This is a genomic window from Arcanobacterium pluranimalium, from assembly GCF_016907845.1.
In the GTDB taxonomy this organism is placed as follows: Bacteria; Actinomycetota; Actinomycetes; order Actinomycetales; family Actinomycetaceae; genus Arcanobacterium_A; species Arcanobacterium_A pluranimalium.
Window position 1 is genome coordinate 275,349 of sequence record NZ_JAFBCS010000001.1, and the last position, 18,439, is coordinate 293,787.

The window sequence follows — 18,439 nt, forward strand, 5'->3', positions numbered from 1 at the left end:
GAGACACTATTAATATGTTTCTATCAGGCAAAGACGTCTGATTAAAAACTCTTTTATACGAAGGGAAAACCAATGAGTAAAAAACTCGGAGCATTAAGGCAACCCTCGCGGCCGTAACACTCGCAACAACTAGTCTACTCGCAACCGCACCAATCGCTAACGCTGGCAATGCAAACTGCCAACTAGGTGCGTCCTGCCTTTGGACATATAACGACTACAACGGCGGATTCGCATACAACGAGGATCATTCCTCACCTGTTTACTCAGGAATTGACAATCGCGCAAACTCGGTAGTAGCCAACGGTGCAAGTTGCAGTATAACCCTCTTCTATGATTCTCGGTTTGTGAATGAGGGACCATACTTCTATCTGTTTAGCAGAACACTAATGGGATACAACTATCAGGATCCCAATCTGAGCAACGGTGCTGGTTATGGCGATTACGCAGGACAAAACTGGAGTAACCGAATTAGTCGCATCACCTACGGCGGTTGCTAAAAATCTGTTGAAAGCAAAACAAGCATTCAAAACCGACAGAAAGAATACGATTCTAAATGAAATCACCGAAAACAATTAGTCTCGCTTTGTCAGTAATTCTTTGCTTTTTTGCTTCCAGTTGTTCGTTAGGTGGTGAAGAAAATAAAAGCTCTTCACCACCTAACGAACTAAATCTTAAACCAGACATTAATCATGACACGTTAACCATTACTCTCCCCAGCGACCGTTACACATTCAACTTGGCAGACCAGCAAATTTTACTCTCGGCAGGAAGCGCAGCAATGGCGAAATGCGCTCGAGAAAAACTGGGTATCCCATGGGTAGGATGGACCCCCGATCGTGTGGGTAATGGAAAATTATTAGCCTTTTCTCAATTTGGCCCATGGACGAAAGCTATGGCCGAGAAAAATGCTTTCGGCAATCCAGATTTAAAATCAACTCCGCCGAAGCAAATGCCCACCAATCATCCAGCAGCTATTAATAGTCAAGTTCCAGACAATCAAAAGGACAAGATGGTGGAAACGTGTCGGCCAGAACCGGAAGTTAGCCAATTCGATCTTGACACTGTCGCACAAAAAGGACCCTGGATAGATGAAATCTCAAACACATATAGCGAGGTGAAGAAGGACGAGCGCGCACAGCAAGTTTTTTCGGAGATTGCTTCCTGTTATGAGTCAAAAGGGTTAAAAATGAGTCAAGATTCCCCTGGCTATGTTGAAGGATTCACCTCAGATGATCGCACTCCCGAAGCGTTCACTGCCGCTATCAAAGCAGCGCAGTGTCAAGAAGAACTCAACGCTACTCCACGGCTCGTAGAAATCTGGGCCAACCTTCAAGCACCCATCATCACCAAATACGCTGATGAACTCATCGCACAACGCAAACACATTGACGATGCAGTCACCAACGCCAAAGAATACATCAATACTCACCCAGAACTTTTCAAACCAATGAAATAACACAGCTGGCAATAGCTGAACTAGGCGGGGTGGCTGCCACTTCCTTTCACATGGTGAAAGTTCAAAGTGGCAGCCACCCCGCCTTTTCGCGTCACCAATATCGAATTCAGATCATGTCGAAACCCGATATCGCTCAGCTCAGAAATCCCTCATCAGAAAATGCCGTTATGTGCAGCACCACCGTCAGTGGTAGTAATTTCCGGAGAGTTCATACGAATGTCGTTGTAGGTAGAGGTGTCTCCGTCAACGCGCTTAATCTGCGACACTTCAATGGTGTTAGTCAAACGGCCAAGCTTGGTGTTGCCATCACCGAAGTTCAAGTTAGCAATCAGCTTCTCCTCACCTGGCTCAATTGGATTCGAGAGTGTCACAAGGAAGCTACGAGTTGACGTCTTACGATCAAATCCAAGATCCTCGGTGTAAGCACCGTTGAAGTATCCAGGCGTAATCAAGCGATCCACACCCTTTGGCCCGTCAGCCGTCTTGACCTTCACCAAGAACTGCACTGCTGGATATTCACCGTAGTACTGTTCGGTGCCCACGTTCTTCACGCGAAGCGCCACCAGCCCAGCGAATCCTGGGACTTTACCAGCAGCGGCGGTGAGCCGTACCGAGAGATCCTTGGCGAGCGGAGCCGCTGGAGCTTCACCCTTTGGAGTAGTCACTTCTGGCTCAATAACCTGCTGATACTCTGCAGAGGTAGCCTGAACACCGATATTCGACGTCTCGCTCATCGATCCAGATGCCAGATCGTAGAGCTTGACTCGTACTTCATTCTTCACAGGCGCACTCGAAATCCAAGGCAGCGCATCGGACCACGTACCGTTCGCCTTACAGAACTGCTGAGTTCCCGTCATGGTGATAGCGCGGAAACCATAGGTTGCTTCACCGGTGTGGTTAGCTGGCACCTTGTATGGGCCGATCTGCTGGCCTACCTGCCACGAGAGCGAATAGGAGATGTTGAAGCCAAGGTTTTGTGCCAGGCTGTAGGAAATTCCGAAGCTTCCCTTTCCACCTTTCCCAGACACATCTCCACCAATGTTCGCACCTGCTGTTTCAGTACGATCACCCTTGATGGTGATGCTGATGGATTGCGTCTTGGAAAGGTTCTGGGTGAGCGGGATGTCTGCTTGGGTTTGGTTGGTAGTTGAAATCGTACCGACCGGTAAGAAGTGGTCATTCACCTTGTAAACGATGGTGCGGTAATCTTCACCTGCGTTACAAACCGGCCGTGGATTCAAGATATTAGCCTTGAGATGATCCGACCCACGCAGGGTGTGAACCATCGGCAGTTGGCTATCAATGCGTGCAGTTTCCGGCGTGCTGTTAATGAACGTCGCTGAAAATGCTGGAATTGCTGTGATACCCGAGGCCAGCAAAGCAACGCTTGCCACCCCAGTAATCTTCTTCGCAATTTTCATGCTGTTCCTCCTGGAGAACTATCCAATAAAATAGTTGAGTAATAAACCATTTGGTCGAATTGCTCAATTTGGGATATTAGTCCCAATACCAGAAGTACCACTTACTTATTTAAGAAATCAACATTCTCAACAATTTGCTTGCGATACGAGACGTATCCGATCACATCATGAAATGTTCACAAAAAGTTTACTTTTCGCTTGTTGTTTACAGCTATCAGCCGCAAGTTCCACACCTTAGTTCGAACCGCAAGTTAGCAACCACATGTAACGCACGACGACGCCGTCGTCACCTCACTTACGCAAAGCGAGTTCCGCACTACCTCGCAACCACTGTACGATGCCGTCCGCACCCTGCTCAACAGTATCAAGCGTGGCGTAGAACCCATCTTTTCCGCCGTACCATGGGTCGGCCACGTCAAGCCTACCGTCCGAAGAATAAAAATCACTGTAACGCGATCTCTTCCCGCTTCCATTAACACCGGAAACCTCAGAGCGTGTCCCCAGCGCACCGGCGTCGGAAAACACACCTCCCTGAGCAAAAGGAACCGTGCCGTCAAACTCGCGCCACAAATGGATACGGCTAATATCGCCACCTGCAGATTCCACCATCCGCCGCAACGAGCGAGCGTGACCAACCGTCATAGCCAAGATCAAATCAGAAGTTCGCAGCTCGTCGTCGGTGGCACGATGTGCCCGGTGAGATTTGGATGTATCGTAACCATGTTCGGCCAGCACTGCGCACGCCCGCGAATCCACTGGATTTCCAGATTCTTCAGTGGAAACGCCGGCCGATCGCACCTCAACCTCATCGATTCCAGCGTCGCGCAGCCGCTGCCGCAAAACGATTTCACCCATAGGCGAGCGGCAGATATTACCTGTACAGACGACGAGCACACGAAAAGTCATCATGAACCTGACTAAAAATCCCAATCGTCGTCGGTGGTGGCTTCGGCTGTGCCGATCACATACGACGAACCTGACCCAGAGAAGAAGTCGTGATTCTCGTCCGCACTTGGGGAAAGAGCAGCCAAAATAGCTGGATTTACTGCAGTCTGATCTGGACCAAACAAGGCTTCATATCCGAGATTCATCAGAGCCTTGTTCGCGTTGTAGCGCAAGAACATCTTGACATCTTCGGTCAGACCCATTTCGTCATACAGCGATTCGGTGTAGCCCTCTTCGTTATCGTACAGATCAAGGAGGAGCTCAAAAGTGTAATCCTTGAGCTCTTGCTGGCGCTCCGGCGAGGACTTCTTCACTGCCTGCTGGTACTTGTAGCCAATATAGTAGCCATGCACAGCTTCGTCACGAATAATCAGGCGGATCAAATCAGCAGTATTCGTAAGCTTCGCATGAGCCGACCAGTACATTGGTGCATAGAAACCCGAGTAGAAGAGGAATGACTCAAGCATGGTTGAAGCAACCTTGCGCTTCTCCGGATCGTCGCCACGATAGTAATCGAGCACAATCTTCGCCTTCTTCTGAAGGTACTCATTCTCCTCTGACCAGCGGAAAGTCTCTTCAATCTCCTCAGAGGAAATAAGCGTAGAGAAAATCGACGAATACGACTTCGCGTGCACCGACTCCATAAACGCAATATTGGTGTAAACAGCCTCTTCGTGCGGCGTGATCGCATCGGGGATGAGAGACACAGCACCAACCGTGCCCTGTACCGTGTCGAGCAGCGTAAGACCAGTGAAAACACGCGTCGTCATCATCTGCTCGTGTGGCTTAAGAGTGTTCCACGATTGAATGTCGTTCGAGAGTGGAATCTTCTCAGGCAACCAGAAGTTACCAGTGAGACGATCCCACACTTCTTGGTCTTTTTCGTCGGTAATCTTGTTCCAGTTAATAGCTTGAACGCTATCTACCAGCTTCAACTTTGGCGGATTCATCGATACCTTCTTTGCAGTCGTTGGCTCACGTGCTTATCTCACGTAACCATATTAGGAAAAGCTACAGATCTTTTCGAGACTCATAAATCTCTACAGAACCTTTAGAGCATGCACGAAACACAACCCTCGACTTCGGTTCCATCCAAAGCAGCCTGGCGAATTCGCATGTAATAGAGCGTCTTGATGCCTTTACGCCACGCATAGATGTAATTCTTGTTCACATCGCGGGTGGTTACTGTGTCTGGGTAGAACAGCGTGAGCGATAGGCCTTGATCCACGTGCTGCGTTGCCACAGCATACGTATCAATGATCGCCTCTGGGCCAATCTCATAGGCATCTTTGTAGTATTCGAGATTGTCGTTGGTCATATAGGCTGCCGGGTAGTAGACGCGCCCGATCTTGCCTTCTTTTCGAATCTCGATTCGCGCCACAATCGGGTGGATCGACGACGTTGAGTTGTTGATGTATGAAATCGAACCAGTCGGTGGCACCGCCTGCAGATTCTGGTTGTACATGCCGTACTTTTGCACGTCAGCCTTTAGCTCACGCCAATCTTCTTGAGTTGGAATGTGAATCTCTTTGAACAGCTCTACAACGCGCGGCGTCTGTGGAACCCATTCTTGATCAGTGTATTTATCAAAGAAAGTTCCCTTGGCATAATCAGAGTTCTCAAAGTTATCGAAACGTTCACCACGCTCTTTAGCAATTTCCATTGAGCTCTTCACCGCATGGTATACCACCGTGTAGAAATACATATTGGTGAAGTCAAGCGCTTCTTCGGATCCGTAATGAATCCGCTCGCGCCCCAAATATCCATGGAGGTTCATCTGCCCTAAACCAATCGCATGCGACATCCGGTTTCCACGCTCAATGGACGGAACCGAGGAAATATCCGATTGATCGGAGACGGCGGTCAGCGCGCGAATCGCCGTACGAATCGTCTTGCCGAAGTCCGGCGAATCCATCGTGCGCGCAATATTGAGCGATCCAAGATTGCAGGAAATATCCTTTCCTACCTTGGCATACGACAAATCCGCATTAAACTCAGAAGGCTGTGAAACCTGGAGAATTTCCGAGCACAGGTTAGACATCGTGATCCGACCCTCAATTGGGTTCAACCTGTTCACGGTGTCTTCAAAAAGAATGTACGGATACCCAGACTCAAACTGGATCTCTGCCAGCGTTTGGAAGAAGTGGCGAGCGTTGATCTTCGATTTACGAATACGCTTGTCGTTCACCATTTCTTCATACTTTTCGGTCACCGAAATCTCGGTGAACGGCACTCCGTAGACGCGCTCGACGTCGTACGGAGAGAAGAGATACATATCAGCGTTACGTTTCGCCAGATCAAACGTAATATCAGGAATGACGACGCCGAGTGAGAGCGTTTTAATTCGGATCTTTTCGTCCGCATTTTCACGTTTGGTATCCAAGAAACGCAAAATATCTGGGTGATGAGCGTGCAGGTAAACAGCTCCTGCTCCTTGGCGAGCACCAAGCTGATTCGCATAAGAGAATGCGTCTTCGAGCAGTTTCATAACTGGATTCACGCCCGAAGACTGGTTTTGAATCTTCTTGATCGGAGCACCAAGCTCGCGAAGGTTCGAGAGGTTAAGCGCCACTCCGCCACCACGCTTTGAAAGCTGCAACGAGGAATTAACTGCACGTGCAATTGATTCCATGTTGTCCTCCACGCGCAGCAAGAAACAAGAAACAAGCTCACCACGTGCTGCTTTACCCGCATTGAGGAATGTGGGGGTTGCCGGTTGGAAGCGTCCCTCAATAATTTCTTCCATGAGCTCCATCGCGAGCTGCTCATTTCCCTCAGCGAGAGTGAGTGCAACCATGCATACGCGATCTTCGAACCGCTCAAGATAACGAGTGCCGTCAAAAGTCTTTAACGTATAGGACGTGTAGTACTTAAAAGCACCCAAAAATGTTGGGAAACGGAATTTGTGGGCATAGCAGGCTTTATAAAGACTCTTGATGAAATCAAAATCGTACTGGTCAAGCACACGCTTTTCGTAATACCCTTCTTCAACCAAGTACTCCATCTTCTCTTCCAGGTCGTGGAAGTAAACGGTGTTCTTGTTGACGTGCTGAAGGAAGTATTGACGCGCAGCTTGCCGATCGGCGTCGAACTGAATCTTGCCATCGGCGTCGTAAAGATTTAACTGGGCATTGAGCGCATGGTAGTCAAGCGCTGGATCAGTAATTTCTTCACCAGTGTCTGTTAAAGTTGTGTCCAAAATTCTTCCAATCCTTTACGAACTTTTTGCACGTCCAATGGCGTGCCCAGTAGCTCAAATTTGTACATATGAGGCACATGAGTTTTTGCTGAGATTATGTCTCCAGCTAAACAGTATGCCTCACCAAAATTAGTATTCCCACCCGAAATCACACCGCGAATAAGGGAACGATTTTTTTCGTTGTTGAGGAATTTAATAACCTGTTTCGGCACAGCTCCTCGCTCGTTTCCTCCGCCATACGTAGGAACAATAAGCACATATTCCTCGTCCACCTCAAGAAAATCTTCGTAGGGGTAGAGAGGAATACGTTGAGCAGGAAAACCTAATTTCTCAACAAAGCGCCGAGTGTTGTTTGTTGCCGATGAGAAATACACGATGTTAACCATCGATTTTGCCTTCCCTGCCTGAAGCTGCGCTGTTTTAATTGCCTTTTTGCTTCTCAATGCTTCTCTAGTTGCTGCTGTTGTTGCTCAGTTTTATTGGCTTAGCACTACTAGAGAGTTGCCCTAGTGCCGTTGCCGAAAGAAAATAGCTCTTCGGCAACGGCACTAAGAAATTTAAGCTGTTGCAACCTTTTCGGAGACCGTAATCAACGCTTTGATTTTGTCTGGACGGAAACCTGCCCAGTGATCACCGTCAGCAAATACAACCGGAGCCTGCTGGTAGCCAAGTGCTTTGACTGTAGCCAGGGCTTCTTCGTCCTGCGTCAGATCAACTTCAACATATTCCAAACCGCCCTTATCAAGAGCGCGTTTGGTTGCATTGCACTGAACGCAGGAGGGCTTTGTATAAACGGTGATGCTCATTGGCTCTCCTTCCACTATTTGCTATAAATCAACTTTCATATTCACAAATAGCTCGCCACAGGCCATCTATCAGCCCGCCGCACACTATCTGCGAGGTACGAATATAGACACTACACCTAGTGGTGGAAGTTTTTCGAGACCACTAGATGGCGTGCCGCCGCGTTCTATCTCACTGTTTTTCGAGGTGCAAAAGTGAGTAGAATGTGGATTCCTTGCGAGCACTTTCTCTCACCCCTAACCCCGCCCCAAACTAATCCACTATTAACTCGCAACAATATCCACGACCGCTCCAAGAAAACATAGTTTGGCACTGAATTAGAACTGGACGTTTCTATTGTGCAATCCGGTTCCTGCCAAAAATGCGTGCCGAATGTTCATGAGCCAAAGATTTTTACGACCCAAAATATCCACATATCCACAAGATGTGGACAAATATTTAGCCACTTTCCCCACTATGTGCACAAAAATATCCACAATTGTGGACAGTTCTCCCTAAAAAACTCTCCACTGCGAGAAAATTTCCAAAATTTTTGTCTCCACAAATCGGCGTGTCGCGCCGATGGGAGTGTCGCGCAAAAGCTACCAACAGATCACCCGTACGCCACCGGCACGCCAATAGCAGACCACCAACAAAGAACGCACTCACCACCGAGAAGCAGCGGTATAAGACCGACATTTAACCACGGTTACAAAGATCATGAAATGTTGAAGCCTCGAGCAAAACTAGGAACAATAGAGCCTATGAATTCAAAGTTTTCGGAAGCTCTACGCGAAGCAGGTTTGCGCGTCACTAGACCACGCATCTCTGTGCTTGAAGAAGTTTCCCGAAAACCACACACCAACGCGGAAAAAATCAAAAACGGCGTGGTCTCCAAATTAGGTTCAGTATCCACCCAGGCAATCTACGACGTACTACACACACTCACGGCAAAAGGCTTGTTACGAAAGATCGAGCCTGCCGGTTCTGTGCCGCTTTACGAAATCGCCACCCACGATAACCACCACCACCTGGTGTGCCACACATGCTTCACGGTTATCGATATACCCTGCGCAGTAGGCTCAGCACCGTGCCTAGAACCCTCAGACTCCCACGGATTCCTCATCGACGAGGCAGAAGTGACGTTCTGGGGCTACTGCCCGCGCTGCGTTAAGAAGTTGGAAAAATAGGGAATTATACCCTAAACAAGCAAGTAATATAGAAGACATGAGTCTTTCGTTTGCAGAACAGTATTAACTACACGCTACAATGGGTGTGAAGAGCTTATAAAAAGTGGACAGTCCGTTCTCTTATGTCAATTTAGAGCAGCTTTGTTCTGGGCGAGATACAAAGAACAACGGATGAACGGATCACTTCGTACAGCACCTCACCAATCCCATCAATATATTTGGAGAATACATACATATGAACGGCGTAAACGCCCTAATAGTTGCGGCAATGCCAGAGGAGATGGCCACTTTCCGGTCACTCCTTGACGGTTACACAATCACCACTATCCCTTCCCCAGGTGGAGACTGCTATCTCGTAAAACGGGGTTCAATTTCCCTCCTCTTGTTGGTAAGCCGCATCGGAATGGTTTCAGCAGCGTCTAAGCTCACGTGGGCTCTCACCCATTACCTGCCACGAGCCATTATCAACATAGGTTCAGCAGGCGGCCTCAGTCCAGACGCGCGTGTAGGGCAAGTCGTCATTGGAAGTCAGTACGTCAATGGTGGCGCGGACGGAACCGCGTTCGGATACGCACGTGGTCAAGTTCCGGGCCAGCCCGCCGTCTTCCCTGGATCCGAAATTCTTCTCTCCTCGGCGCGAGATCTCATCAACGATATTCACGACGGCGTGATGCCAACCGATTCCGCAGACCTCATTACAGCTGAAACCACTGTACGTATTGGTCAAATGCTCTCGTCAGACTTCTTCGTTACTGATTCCAATGTGGGAGATATACGCGAGGCGTTCCCCGAAGCAATCACAGCAGATATGGAATCTCAGGCATTTGCGCAGGTAGCGAACGTGTGGGGTATTCCTTTTATTTCGGTGCGGGGAATCTCTGATTTGTGTGGCGAGCCAGATGAACAATCAGTCACATTCCATGCCGAACTTTCCGAAGTGGCCGAGGCAGCAGCATGCACAACTCTCTCAATTCTGCGCCGAGCAGCACAACTGGCCATCGATTTCGAGACGAGCAATGTGCAACAGTTCTTCGATAACACTGCACTTAAGGCCGCGCTTTACCTCATGTTTGGCGTAAAAAATAAGCTCACAGAAGCCGATTTAACTAAACTGCCAGTCGACTACGTGGAAGTTGTACGCCAACATCTTCACTTCGCTACTTCTGAGCAGCTAGACACCGTTTTGACCTACATCGCTGCAGCTCGCGAAAAGATCAAGGAATGCAATGGCACGCAATGTGCCCTTTCAGCCAAAGATTACGACTCCACCCGCGCACTCATTCAAGAGAAGTTGGGGATGTCGAGTAGCCGCGGTCAGTACAGTTGGCCACCTACATCACAGACCCTCATTAAGCGTTTCAACGGATACTGGAATGATGCCCTACAGTCGATCGGGCTCAAACCACAGCGTGGCCGAGCGCGCGGCGGACTCAAGTTCACAGAAACTGACTACACGAACGCGCTCATCAAATACCGCGTCTATGCACAAGAAAACGATAAAACCACTTCATTTGCTGGATATTCTGAATGGCTCAAATCGCTACCAGGAAACCGCAAATACCCCTCAGGAGCTGCAATTCGCCAGCGTTACGGATCGTGGCGCTCAGCATTGGCTACCGTGGCTGACCAGCAATAACTTAGCTTAGCCGGCAATGGTGAACTGAACTGGCGGAAAGTAGCGCCGTGCTACTTTCCGCCAGTATTTTAGTTGCTACCTGCAGAATCACTCAGTAATGCCGAGTTGATCAAACATAAAAGCCAGCTGGTGAGCGCGGTCTTCCCAGCGCTTATACCTGCCAGAACCACCACCATGACCTGCAACAAGCTCAGTTCTTTGCAAAATCGGCCGCGCACCAAAATCATTGGTAACCGTTGCGCGCAATTTAGCGACCCACTTTGTAGGCTCAACGAAACTCACTCGAATATCGTTGATTGATGTAGAGGCCAAAATCGCAGGGTATTCCACCGCTTGAATATTTTCATACGGCGAATATGACTTCATATACTCATACACTTCTTGGGATTCAATCGGATTTCCCCACTCTTCCCACTCGCCAACGGTCAGGGGAAGCTCTGGTTTCAAAATTGTGGTCAAGGCATCCACAAATGGTACAGCCGCATGAATAACTCGGAATCGCCACGGTGCTAAATTCGCAACAGCGCCCATCAGCAGGCCGCCAGCAGAACCACCTTCAGCCGCGATCCTTTCACCATCGACGAGCCCAGAATCGACCACGTGCTGCGCGGCGTCGATAAAATCGGTGAAAGTATTGCGTTTATGCAGCATTTTTCCTTGCTCATACCACTTTCGCCCCATCTCTCCGCCACCGCGAATATGTGCAACCACATACACGACGCCACGGTCAAGAATTGGCAGGTGAGCAGTGCTAAACCACGGTTCCATCGAAATCTCGTAGGAACCATATCCATAAATCAATCCTGGGTTATGCCCGGCGCGATCAAGATCAGCGCGATGAGCGATAGTCAGCGGGATTTTCGTACCGTCTTGCGCCGTAGCCCATTCCCGGTACTCAACGTACGCCCCGGCGTCGTAACCAGGAACGTTAGTGACTTTCACGATGCTTATCTCGCCAGAAACCACATCGTAATTTTGATAGGTGACCGGGCGAATAAGTGACTCCACGGAGAACAGAATCGACGTCGTCTCCCAATTCGCATCTGCGCTCAGTTCGATTGAAGCGAGTTCGGCACCAGGGATAACCTGCGGTTTTTGCCAATCATCACCTAAGCGTTTCATCAGCCGAAGCTGCTGCGAACCACCAGATCGCATCTGAATTACTGCAAAATCTCGATAAGCACTCACGCTATTAATATGCTCGCCATCGGCGGCACTAAAAACGGATTCCCACTGCTCCGGGGTGGTGGTCGCAATCGGCGCTCGAGAAATTTCAAAGTCTGGATTATTTGAATTATGGGTAATGAGCAGGTGATCTCCTGCTGGTTCAGCCGCGTACTCTAAATTCTCAGTACGCGGGCAGACCACGATCATTTCCGCATCGACGTCGTGCAAAGACAGTAAACGCTGTTCGGACTGCGTCGTGGAGCCAGCCAACACCGAAAGCCAACACCCATCGTTAGAACGCGCAATACCGACGTTGAATTTTTCGTCGTCTTCCTGGTAAATAAGCTGGTCAAGGGTGGGATCCGCACCGAGTTCATGTCGCCACACTTGGAAACTGCGCCAGGCTTCATCAGTACGCATATAGAAAATATGGCGCGAATCGGCGCTCCACACTAAGCCGTAGGCGACGTCCTTGAGAGAGTCATCAACCACTGCACCTGTGTCAATATCGTGGATACGCAGCGTAAATGTTTCATCGCCAGAATCGTCAATCGCGAGCGCAGCCAACTTTCCGTCAGGCGCAATCGCCGTTGATCCGATTGAGAAAAATTCCTTCCCGGCAGCCAAAATATTGCCATCGTATACAACGGTTGTATCCGTGATTTCTTGCGGATTGGGTCGCATATTTGGATCGACGACGCGCGTGCGGAAGAGTCCCGGATAGCTCTTTCCTTCCCAAGTGCGCGTCCAGTACCAGTAGTCGCCTTGCAGAACTGCTGGAGAAACGTCGTCTTCTTGGGTGCGGCGAGCAATCTCGTCAACGATAGTTTTACGCAAACCCGCTAGGTGCTTCGTGCACTCTTCGTAATGGGCATTTTCTTGCGAAATATGCTCCATGACCTTGGGGTTTTCTTCGTCACGGAGCCACTCGTAGTCGTCAATAAATTCGTCGCCATGAAAGACGCGCCGCTGGGGCTGGCGATCCGGCACTGGATAAGCTGGATAAGCTGGATAAGCTGGATAGGTTTGTACTTCACTCATGTACCCAGTCTACAAAACCGAGTCAAATTAGATATTGATAATCAACTATATGGGAGTATGAGCATCTACTTCACACGAATCAGACGATCTACTTCGAATGCGCCTGCGTCTGTGCAACCGCGGCCCGATCAACAAACTCATTCGCTTCATCACCGCTGTGCCCACGCACCCACTCCACCTCTGTGTAGCCTGTGCGCGATTCATACAAGTTGAGAAGCCGTTCGATCAGCTCCTGATTGAGCACCGGTTTACCGTCCGACTTGCGCCAACCTTTGGCGCGCCAACCTTTGGCCCACTTCGTCATCGAATTAATCACATACGACGAATCCGCCCGAATCAGCAGGCTCCCCTCCGGGCCAACGTATTCAAGCGCCTTAATCATCGCCGTGAGTTCCATAATATTATTAGTGGTTTGTACCGAACCGCCCGATTCGGATTTGCCCGAGATTTGCTCAACCCAAGCCCAACCACCTGGGCCAGGATTTCCAGAACACGAGCCATCGGTGGCAATCACAAAATCAAATCCGGGGCGTGGTTTCCCAATAGGCTTCTGAACTGGCATTTTTCTTTATCTCGTTTCTCATTGACGCACACCGCTCAAACGCAACGCTCGCGTGCTATCTCATTCACGAGCACACAACTCATTTACGAGCATCCATCTCGTTCACAAGCATTCAAGCAGCGCTTTCGCTCCGTGCACAACATCTCTATACCGATTGTTTACGACGACGGCTGCTATTTTATCGCGAAAAGCACGTTCCCTGTATTTCAGATGTGCGCATTCTTCGCTAATCTAGTAAGTAGAACTGAGAAAGGGCAACAATGCTGAAGCTTTCCGAATATCGCGACCTTATCAACCTCGATTGCGACTTCCCGGATCCCAAAAAAGACAAACGGTCAAACTACGATCTTCTCATGACGGCGCTCGGCGGGCTGCGCAACAAGCATTTCACTGGCACGTCGTCCATGGCACATCTTTCCACCGACGACGGTCTGTTCCGTTGGCTTCAAGCCGAGCTCTCGTTGCGTGAGCCAGCAGCTATCGACCCAATCACCTCCCGCGCCATCAACACGCTTCTCTACCGTGAGACAGGCAAGCGCGGACGCGTTGAGGCCTCTCACCTGCGGCGCGTCTCAGAAATCCTGCCCGAATGCGATTATCTCGACGCAAACCAGGTAGTGCTCTACCGTGGCGATATTCGCCAACTCGTGGTGGACGCCGTCGTCAATCCTGCACTTCCTGAACTCACTGGCTGCCCGATTCCTCTGCACGGCTGCTTGGATTCTGAAATCCACGCACAAGCGGGTCCATGGCTGCGCAACGATTGCGCAAAAATCATCGAATTGCAGGGCGAGAATGAAAAACCGGGCGACGTCGCCATGACGCGCGGATATCGCATGCCTACCAAGTACATTATTCACGCTCTCGGTCCGGACGTGAAAAACCGCGAAGCTACCGACGCCGATCGTCTCGCCTTGCGTAACTGCTATTGGAACGCCCTCGATCTCGCCGTAGAAAAAGGCGATATCCACTCCATCGCATTCCCAGCCATTTCAACGGGATGGAACGGATTCCCTGTTCTTGAAGCCGCCGAGATCGCTTTGGGCACTGTGGAAGACTGGATGAAGAACCGGACTTCTGAGATGGATCTTGTGGTGTTCTCAGTGCACTCTGACGAAGATGCTGAAGTCTATATGGACGTATTAGCTCGTTGGATAGCTGATTAGGAGTCTCGTGAATCCAGAAGATCTGTTCCGTCTTGTTGACGTTACTGGCGTAATCGCCAACGGTTTGATTGGTGCTACCCTCGCACGTAAACACGGATTTGATCTGATTGGATTTTTAGTTCTCGGTGCGGCCTCCGCCCTTGGCGGAGGTTTGCTGCGCGATATGATGCTCGGAATCGGATTTCCAGTCGCATTGACCGATCCTTGGTACTTGGGCGGCGCATTTGGTGCTGCCACATTTGCTTATTTTGTGCCTTTGGAGAGTAAGTGGTCGCAGCGTGCACTCAATTTTGGGGACGTTCTCGCCTTAGGGTGTTGGTCTGCCACAGGTGCCTCTAAAGGACTTTCTGCTGGTCTTGGCGTTGTATCGTCAATATTTTTGGGTGTTGTGACCGCGATTTGTGGCGGAATGATACGCGACGTGCTCGTGAACCAAATCCCCGCCGTCTTCGGTGGAAACCCACTGTATGCCACGTTCTCCGTTTTTGCGGCAGCTCAAATGGTATTTTTCCAAAGCCGACACCAATATGCCGTCGGCATGGGATCGGCGATCATCTTGTGCTCTATTTTTGGAATACTTGCACGCCGCTACCAGTGGATTTTCCCGAAAGCTTACGATATTCGCACAGCTACCAGCAGAATGCGTAAACGGCGACTCCAGCAACCCTCAGCGAAAGCTGGACGCCGAAACTTGCGTTTTTTGCGGCGTCAACATGAGGAACAGCAACAAAATAATCACCCTATCGGGTAAACTCGGCCAACCTGCCCTGTAAAGCAGACGCAATCAACCTGTTAGGCAAACGCAACCAGCCAGCCCCACCCTACAAGGTAAGCGCAACCAACAAATACGCAAATACATAACTGCAGCTAGAAGCGCACTATCTCCACATTGTGGACACATATTCCTCAATGTGATACACCCGTGTAGCTTGTAAATCCGGAAAATAATTCACGGAGGAATCATGTCTGCTGCAGCAAAGCATCACTCAAAACATCACGGTCATCGTGAAGAATGGTCTGGCCAATTCGGATTCATCATGTCTGCCATCGGCTCAGCCATCGGACTTGGCAATATTTGGCGCTTCCCCGGTGTGGCATACACCAATGGTGGAGGCGCATTTCTTGTTCCGTATATCGTAGCTCTTCTCACCGCTGGTATTCCGATTCTCCTCCTTGACTACGCACTCGGGCATCGCTACCACGGCTCGTCGCCCACAGTATTCCGACGCCTTGGGAAAGCCTGGGAGTCAATCGGCTGGTTCCACGTGATGATCTGCGTGGTTATCACCTCCTATTATGCGGTGATTCTCGCCTGGGCAGTTCGATATGTCATGTTCTCCACCAACCTCGCCTGGGGAGAGGACACCACTTCGTTCTTCCTCAAAGACTTCCTCAAAGTGGGAGAACCTGGCGTAAATGCCGATATCGTGGTGGGAATCTTCATTCCGCTCGCGCTCGTATGGATCGCCGCATTCATCGTGATGGCACTGGGAGTGACGCGCGGAATCGAACGGATCAACCGATTCTTTATCCCGTTCCTAGTGGTTATTTTCGCAGCTCTTGTTATTCGTGCCCTCTTCTTGCAAGGTGCCCTTGACGGACTCAACGCTTTCTTCACGCCAAACTGGTCGGCGCTTTCCGACCCCGGTGTGTGGATCGCTGCCTACTCTCAAATTTTCTTCTCACTGTCGGTTGGTTTTGGAATCATGCTCACCTACTCGAGCTATCTCAAAGCAAAATCTAATATCGTGCCAACCGCGCTCGTTACCGGCTTTGCCAACTCCTCTTTCGAAATCCTCGCTGGTATCGGCGTTTTTGCCACACTCGGATTTATGGCCGCTCAGCAGGGTATTCCAGTAAATGAGCTGCAAGGTTTGAGCGGACCAATCCTTTCTTTCGTAACTTTCCCGGCAGTTATTTCGATGATGCCAGGCGGTCCACTTTTCGGAATCGTCTTCTTCCTTTCGCTCACAATTGCTGGATTTACCTCGCTCGTTTCCTTGCTACAAGTCACCTCCGCGGCCTTCCAAGAGAAGTTCGGCATCTCTCGTCGCGCCGCAACCATGTGGATCACAGGCGTTTCCGGCGTCGCCTCGGTATTTATCTTCTCCACAACCGATGGCCTCAACGCCCTCGACGTCGTGGACAAGTACATCAACGAACTAGGAATTATAGGTGCAGCTATTTTGGCCTGTATCCTCGTCTCTTTCGTGCTGCGCCGCCTGCCGCTGCTGCGCGCGCACCTGAACTACAACTCAATGATGAAACTCGGTCCGTGGTGGTACGCCATGGTTGCCGTGCTCGTCCCAGCTGTACTAACGGTTATTCTCGCAGCTACGGTGATTGAACTGATCAAAGAGCCGTACGGCGGTTATCCGGTATGGTTCAACGCCACATTCGGTTGGGCCATGATCGCAAGCACGATCCTCGCTTCGATTATTTTCAGCCTGCTGCGGTGGAAAACTCCGGTCGATGATTTCAATCCGATGACTTTTCATGGCATTGAAGCTTCAGGTGGTTACGACGACGCTCCGGCCAGTTGCGCTACTGCGGCTAGTCACGCTACCAGCACGGATATTGACTCGGATTTGTTGACGTCCGAATCTGCAGTCACAGCCCGATAACCGAAAGCACCTCAAGCACAAGCGTTTCAAACGCAAAGCTCTCAAGCACAAAAGGATAACTATTATGGGAACTTCCGCAATCGTCATGATGATTGTTGCCACAGGTACGGTGTGGGGTGGCCTGATCGCCTCTATCGTCTACCTCACCACTCATCCAATGGATGATTCTGAATAGAAAACTATTTGGAAAACCTCCGAGATTCAATCGAGTTGAACCTAGTACACTGGATTCAGCACTGCCGTTTTGGCACGATTTTTCTCGGAGGTTTTCTTTATGGCTGGTGGTCTGGCTGCTCTTCTCGACGACGTCGCGGCAATCGCTAAACTCGCTGCAGCAAGTGTGGACGACGTCGCTGCTGCCGCCGGCAAAGCTTCCGTCAAAGCCGTTGGGGTAGTTGTAGACGATGCCGCAGTAACTCCGCAATATGTGCGCGGTTTATCACCAAAACGCGAGCTTCCCATTATTTGGAGAATCGCACAAGGATCAATCGTCAACAAGCTGATTATTATTTGCCTAGCACTGGCCATGAATCAGTGGACGCCTTGGCTACTCACTCCACTGCTCATGCTCGGTGGCACGTACCTGTGCTTCGAGGGCAGTGAAAAAGTGATCGAACATTTCACGTCTCATGATCAAGAGCAGGAAAAACCTGCCGTAGACCAGGGTAAAGACGCCGAGAAGGCGGTGATTCGAGGAGCCATCCGCACCGATTTCATTCTTTCGGCAGAGATCATCGTGATTGCTCTTAACGAAGTCAAAGATGAAACTTTTGGGCTGCTTTTAGGAGCATTGATCATCACCGCAATCCTCATCACTGCTGGGGTCTATGGTGCCGTGGCCGTGCTCGTCAAAATGGACGATCTCGGCGTGGGACTCATGAGCAGAAAACGCGCAAGCGACGTCGGAAAACGCATCGGAGCAGGACTCGTAAATGCGATGCCAAAAGTTATGGCATTCATTTCGGTGGTGGGAACACTGGCCATGATGTGGGTCGGTGGTCACCTGTTCATTCAAGGCCTGGCGGATTTGGGGTGGAGTCCCATATACGACGCCGTACACAGCGCCTCGCACTCCCTTGAAAGTCTGCCCGGAATCGGTAGATTCCTGAGCTGGACTGCCAATACCGTTCTTTCTATGATCTTTGGTTTTATCTGGGGATCAGTTTTCGCAGTTCCGGTGATGGCAGTTCACAAGCGGCACTCGAGCTAATCTCGGCAATCACCGTGGCGATTTATTCCTTTTCCTTTG

18 protein-coding genes are annotated in these 18,439 nt (G+C 50.1%); 10 read left to right on the forward strand and 8 right to left on the reverse strand.

Features of this window, described 5'->3' with window-relative positions:
* The first annotated feature begins 152 nt into the window (after positions 1–152).
* The 3 genes from JOD55_RS01120 to JOD55_RS01130 are packed head-to-tail and all read left to right on the forward strand — an operon-like array spanning position 153 to position 1,456.
* Positions 153–497, forward strand: a complete 345-nt coding sequence (locus tag JOD55_RS01120) for a peptidase inhibitor family I36 protein (protein ID WP_338022247.1) — start codon at positions 153–155, stop codon at positions 495–497.
* Complete coding sequence (locus tag JOD55_RS01125) at positions 433–576, forward strand: hypothetical protein (protein ID WP_204397908.1); 144 nt, start codon at positions 433–435, stop codon at positions 574–576. The genes JOD55_RS01120 and JOD55_RS01125 overlap by 65 nt, the downstream gene beginning before the upstream one ends.
* Positions 554–1,456, forward strand: a complete 903-nt coding sequence (locus tag JOD55_RS01130; protein WP_204397910.1) for a hypothetical protein — start codon at positions 554–556, stop codon at positions 1,454–1,456. Before JOD55_RS01125 ends, JOD55_RS01130 begins: the two co-directional genes overlap by 23 nt.
* 152 nt (positions 1,457–1,608) lie before the next feature.
* Here JOD55_RS01130 and JOD55_RS01135 read toward each other — a convergent pair whose 3' ends face one another.
* The 6 genes from JOD55_RS01135 to nrdH form a co-directional block, all read right to left on the reverse strand.
* Entirely contained in the window at positions 1,609–2,877 is a 1,269-nt protein-coding gene (locus JOD55_RS01135) for a hypothetical protein (RefSeq protein WP_204397912.1), read from the reverse strand.
* Between the two features lie 291 nt (positions 2,878–3,168).
* Positions 3,169–3,786 (reverse strand): low molecular weight protein-tyrosine-phosphatase, encoded by a 618-nt coding sequence (locus JOD55_RS01140; RefSeq protein WP_239538927.1) that lies wholly within the window; start codon positions 3,784–3,786, stop codon positions 3,169–3,171.
* An 8-nt stretch (positions 3,787–3,794) separates the two neighbouring features.
* Positions 3,795–4,772 carry a class 1b ribonucleoside-diphosphate reductase subunit beta gene (gene nrdF / locus JOD55_RS01145; RefSeq protein WP_131281767.1) on the reverse strand — a complete coding sequence of 326 codons (978 nt, stop codon included), beginning with the start codon at positions 4,770–4,772 and terminating at the stop codon, positions 3,795–3,797.
* A 101-nt stretch (positions 4,773–4,873) separates the two neighbouring features.
* Complete coding sequence (nrdE, locus tag JOD55_RS01150; protein ID WP_204397914.1) at positions 4,874–7,021, reverse strand: class 1b ribonucleoside-diphosphate reductase subunit alpha; 2,148 nt, start codon at positions 7,019–7,021, stop codon at positions 4,874–4,876.
* Positions 7,006–7,407 carry a class Ib ribonucleoside-diphosphate reductase assembly flavoprotein NrdI gene (gene nrdI, locus JOD55_RS01155; protein WP_204397916.1) on the reverse strand — a complete coding sequence of 134 codons (402 nt, stop codon included), beginning with the start codon at positions 7,405–7,407 and terminating at the stop codon, positions 7,006–7,008. Before nrdI ends, nrdE begins: the two co-directional genes overlap by 16 nt.
* Before the next feature lie 171 nt (positions 7,408–7,578).
* Complete coding sequence (gene nrdH / locus JOD55_RS01160; protein ID WP_204397918.1) at positions 7,579–7,827, reverse strand: glutaredoxin-like protein NrdH; 249 nt, start codon at positions 7,825–7,827, stop codon at positions 7,579–7,581.
* Positions 7,828–8,568: 741 nt separating this feature from the next.
* Between nrdH and JOD55_RS01165 the strand changes: the two genes are divergently transcribed.
* Positions 8,569–8,994: a Fur family transcriptional regulator gene (locus JOD55_RS01165; RefSeq protein WP_204397920.1), complete on the forward strand. Its 426-nt coding sequence runs from the start codon at positions 8,569–8,571 to the stop codon at positions 8,992–8,994.
* A 235-nt stretch (positions 8,995–9,229) separates the two neighbouring features.
* Complete coding sequence (gene mtnN, locus JOD55_RS01170) at positions 9,230–10,630, forward strand: 5'-methylthioadenosine/S-adenosylhomocysteine nucleosidase (RefSeq protein WP_204397922.1); 1,401 nt, start codon at positions 9,230–9,232, stop codon at positions 10,628–10,630.
* A gap of 87 nt (positions 10,631–10,717) precedes the next feature.
* Here the strand turns inward: mtnN and JOD55_RS01175 are convergent, their stop codons facing one another.
* Positions 10,718–12,838 (reverse strand): S9 family peptidase, encoded by a 2,121-nt coding sequence (locus JOD55_RS01175; protein ID WP_204397924.1) that lies wholly within the window; start codon positions 12,836–12,838, stop codon positions 10,718–10,720.
* 88 nt (positions 12,839–12,926) lie between these two features.
* Positions 12,927–13,400, reverse strand: coding sequence for a ribonuclease H family protein (locus JOD55_RS01180; RefSeq protein WP_204397926.1), 474 nt, complete (start codon positions 13,398–13,400; stop codon positions 12,927–12,929).
* Positions 13,401–13,660: 260 nt separating this feature from the next.
* Here JOD55_RS01180 and JOD55_RS01185 point away from each other — a divergent pair, with 260 nt between their 5' ends.
* The 5 genes from JOD55_RS01185 (at position 13,661) to JOD55_RS01205 (ending at position 18,400) form a co-directional block, all read left to right on the forward strand.
* Positions 13,661–14,566: a macro domain-containing protein gene (locus JOD55_RS01185; RefSeq protein ID WP_204397927.1), complete on the forward strand. Its 906-nt coding sequence runs from the start codon at positions 13,661–13,663 to the stop codon at positions 14,564–14,566.
* 7 nt (positions 14,567–14,573) lie between these two features.
* Positions 14,574–15,317 (forward strand): TRIC cation channel family protein, encoded by a 744-nt coding sequence (locus tag JOD55_RS01190; protein WP_204397928.1) that lies wholly within the window; start codon positions 14,574–14,576, stop codon positions 15,315–15,317.
* A gap of 211 nt (positions 15,318–15,528) precedes the next feature.
* Positions 15,529–17,190 carry a sodium-dependent transporter gene (locus JOD55_RS01195; RefSeq protein WP_204397929.1) on the forward strand — a complete coding sequence of 554 codons (1,662 nt, stop codon included), beginning with the start codon at positions 15,529–15,531 and terminating at the stop codon, positions 17,188–17,190.
* Between the two features lie 64 nt (positions 17,191–17,254).
* On the forward strand, positions 17,255–17,365 hold the full coding sequence (locus tag JOD55_RS01200) for a methionine/alanine import family NSS transporter small subunit (RefSeq protein WP_204397930.1): 111 nt from the start codon (positions 17,255–17,257) through the stop codon (positions 17,363–17,365).
* 99 nt (positions 17,366–17,464) lie between these two features.
* Positions 17,465–18,400: a DUF808 domain-containing protein gene (locus tag JOD55_RS01205; protein WP_204397931.1), complete on the forward strand. Its 936-nt coding sequence runs from the start codon at positions 17,465–17,467 to the stop codon at positions 18,398–18,400.
* Positions 18,401–18,439: the final 39 nt, after the last annotated feature.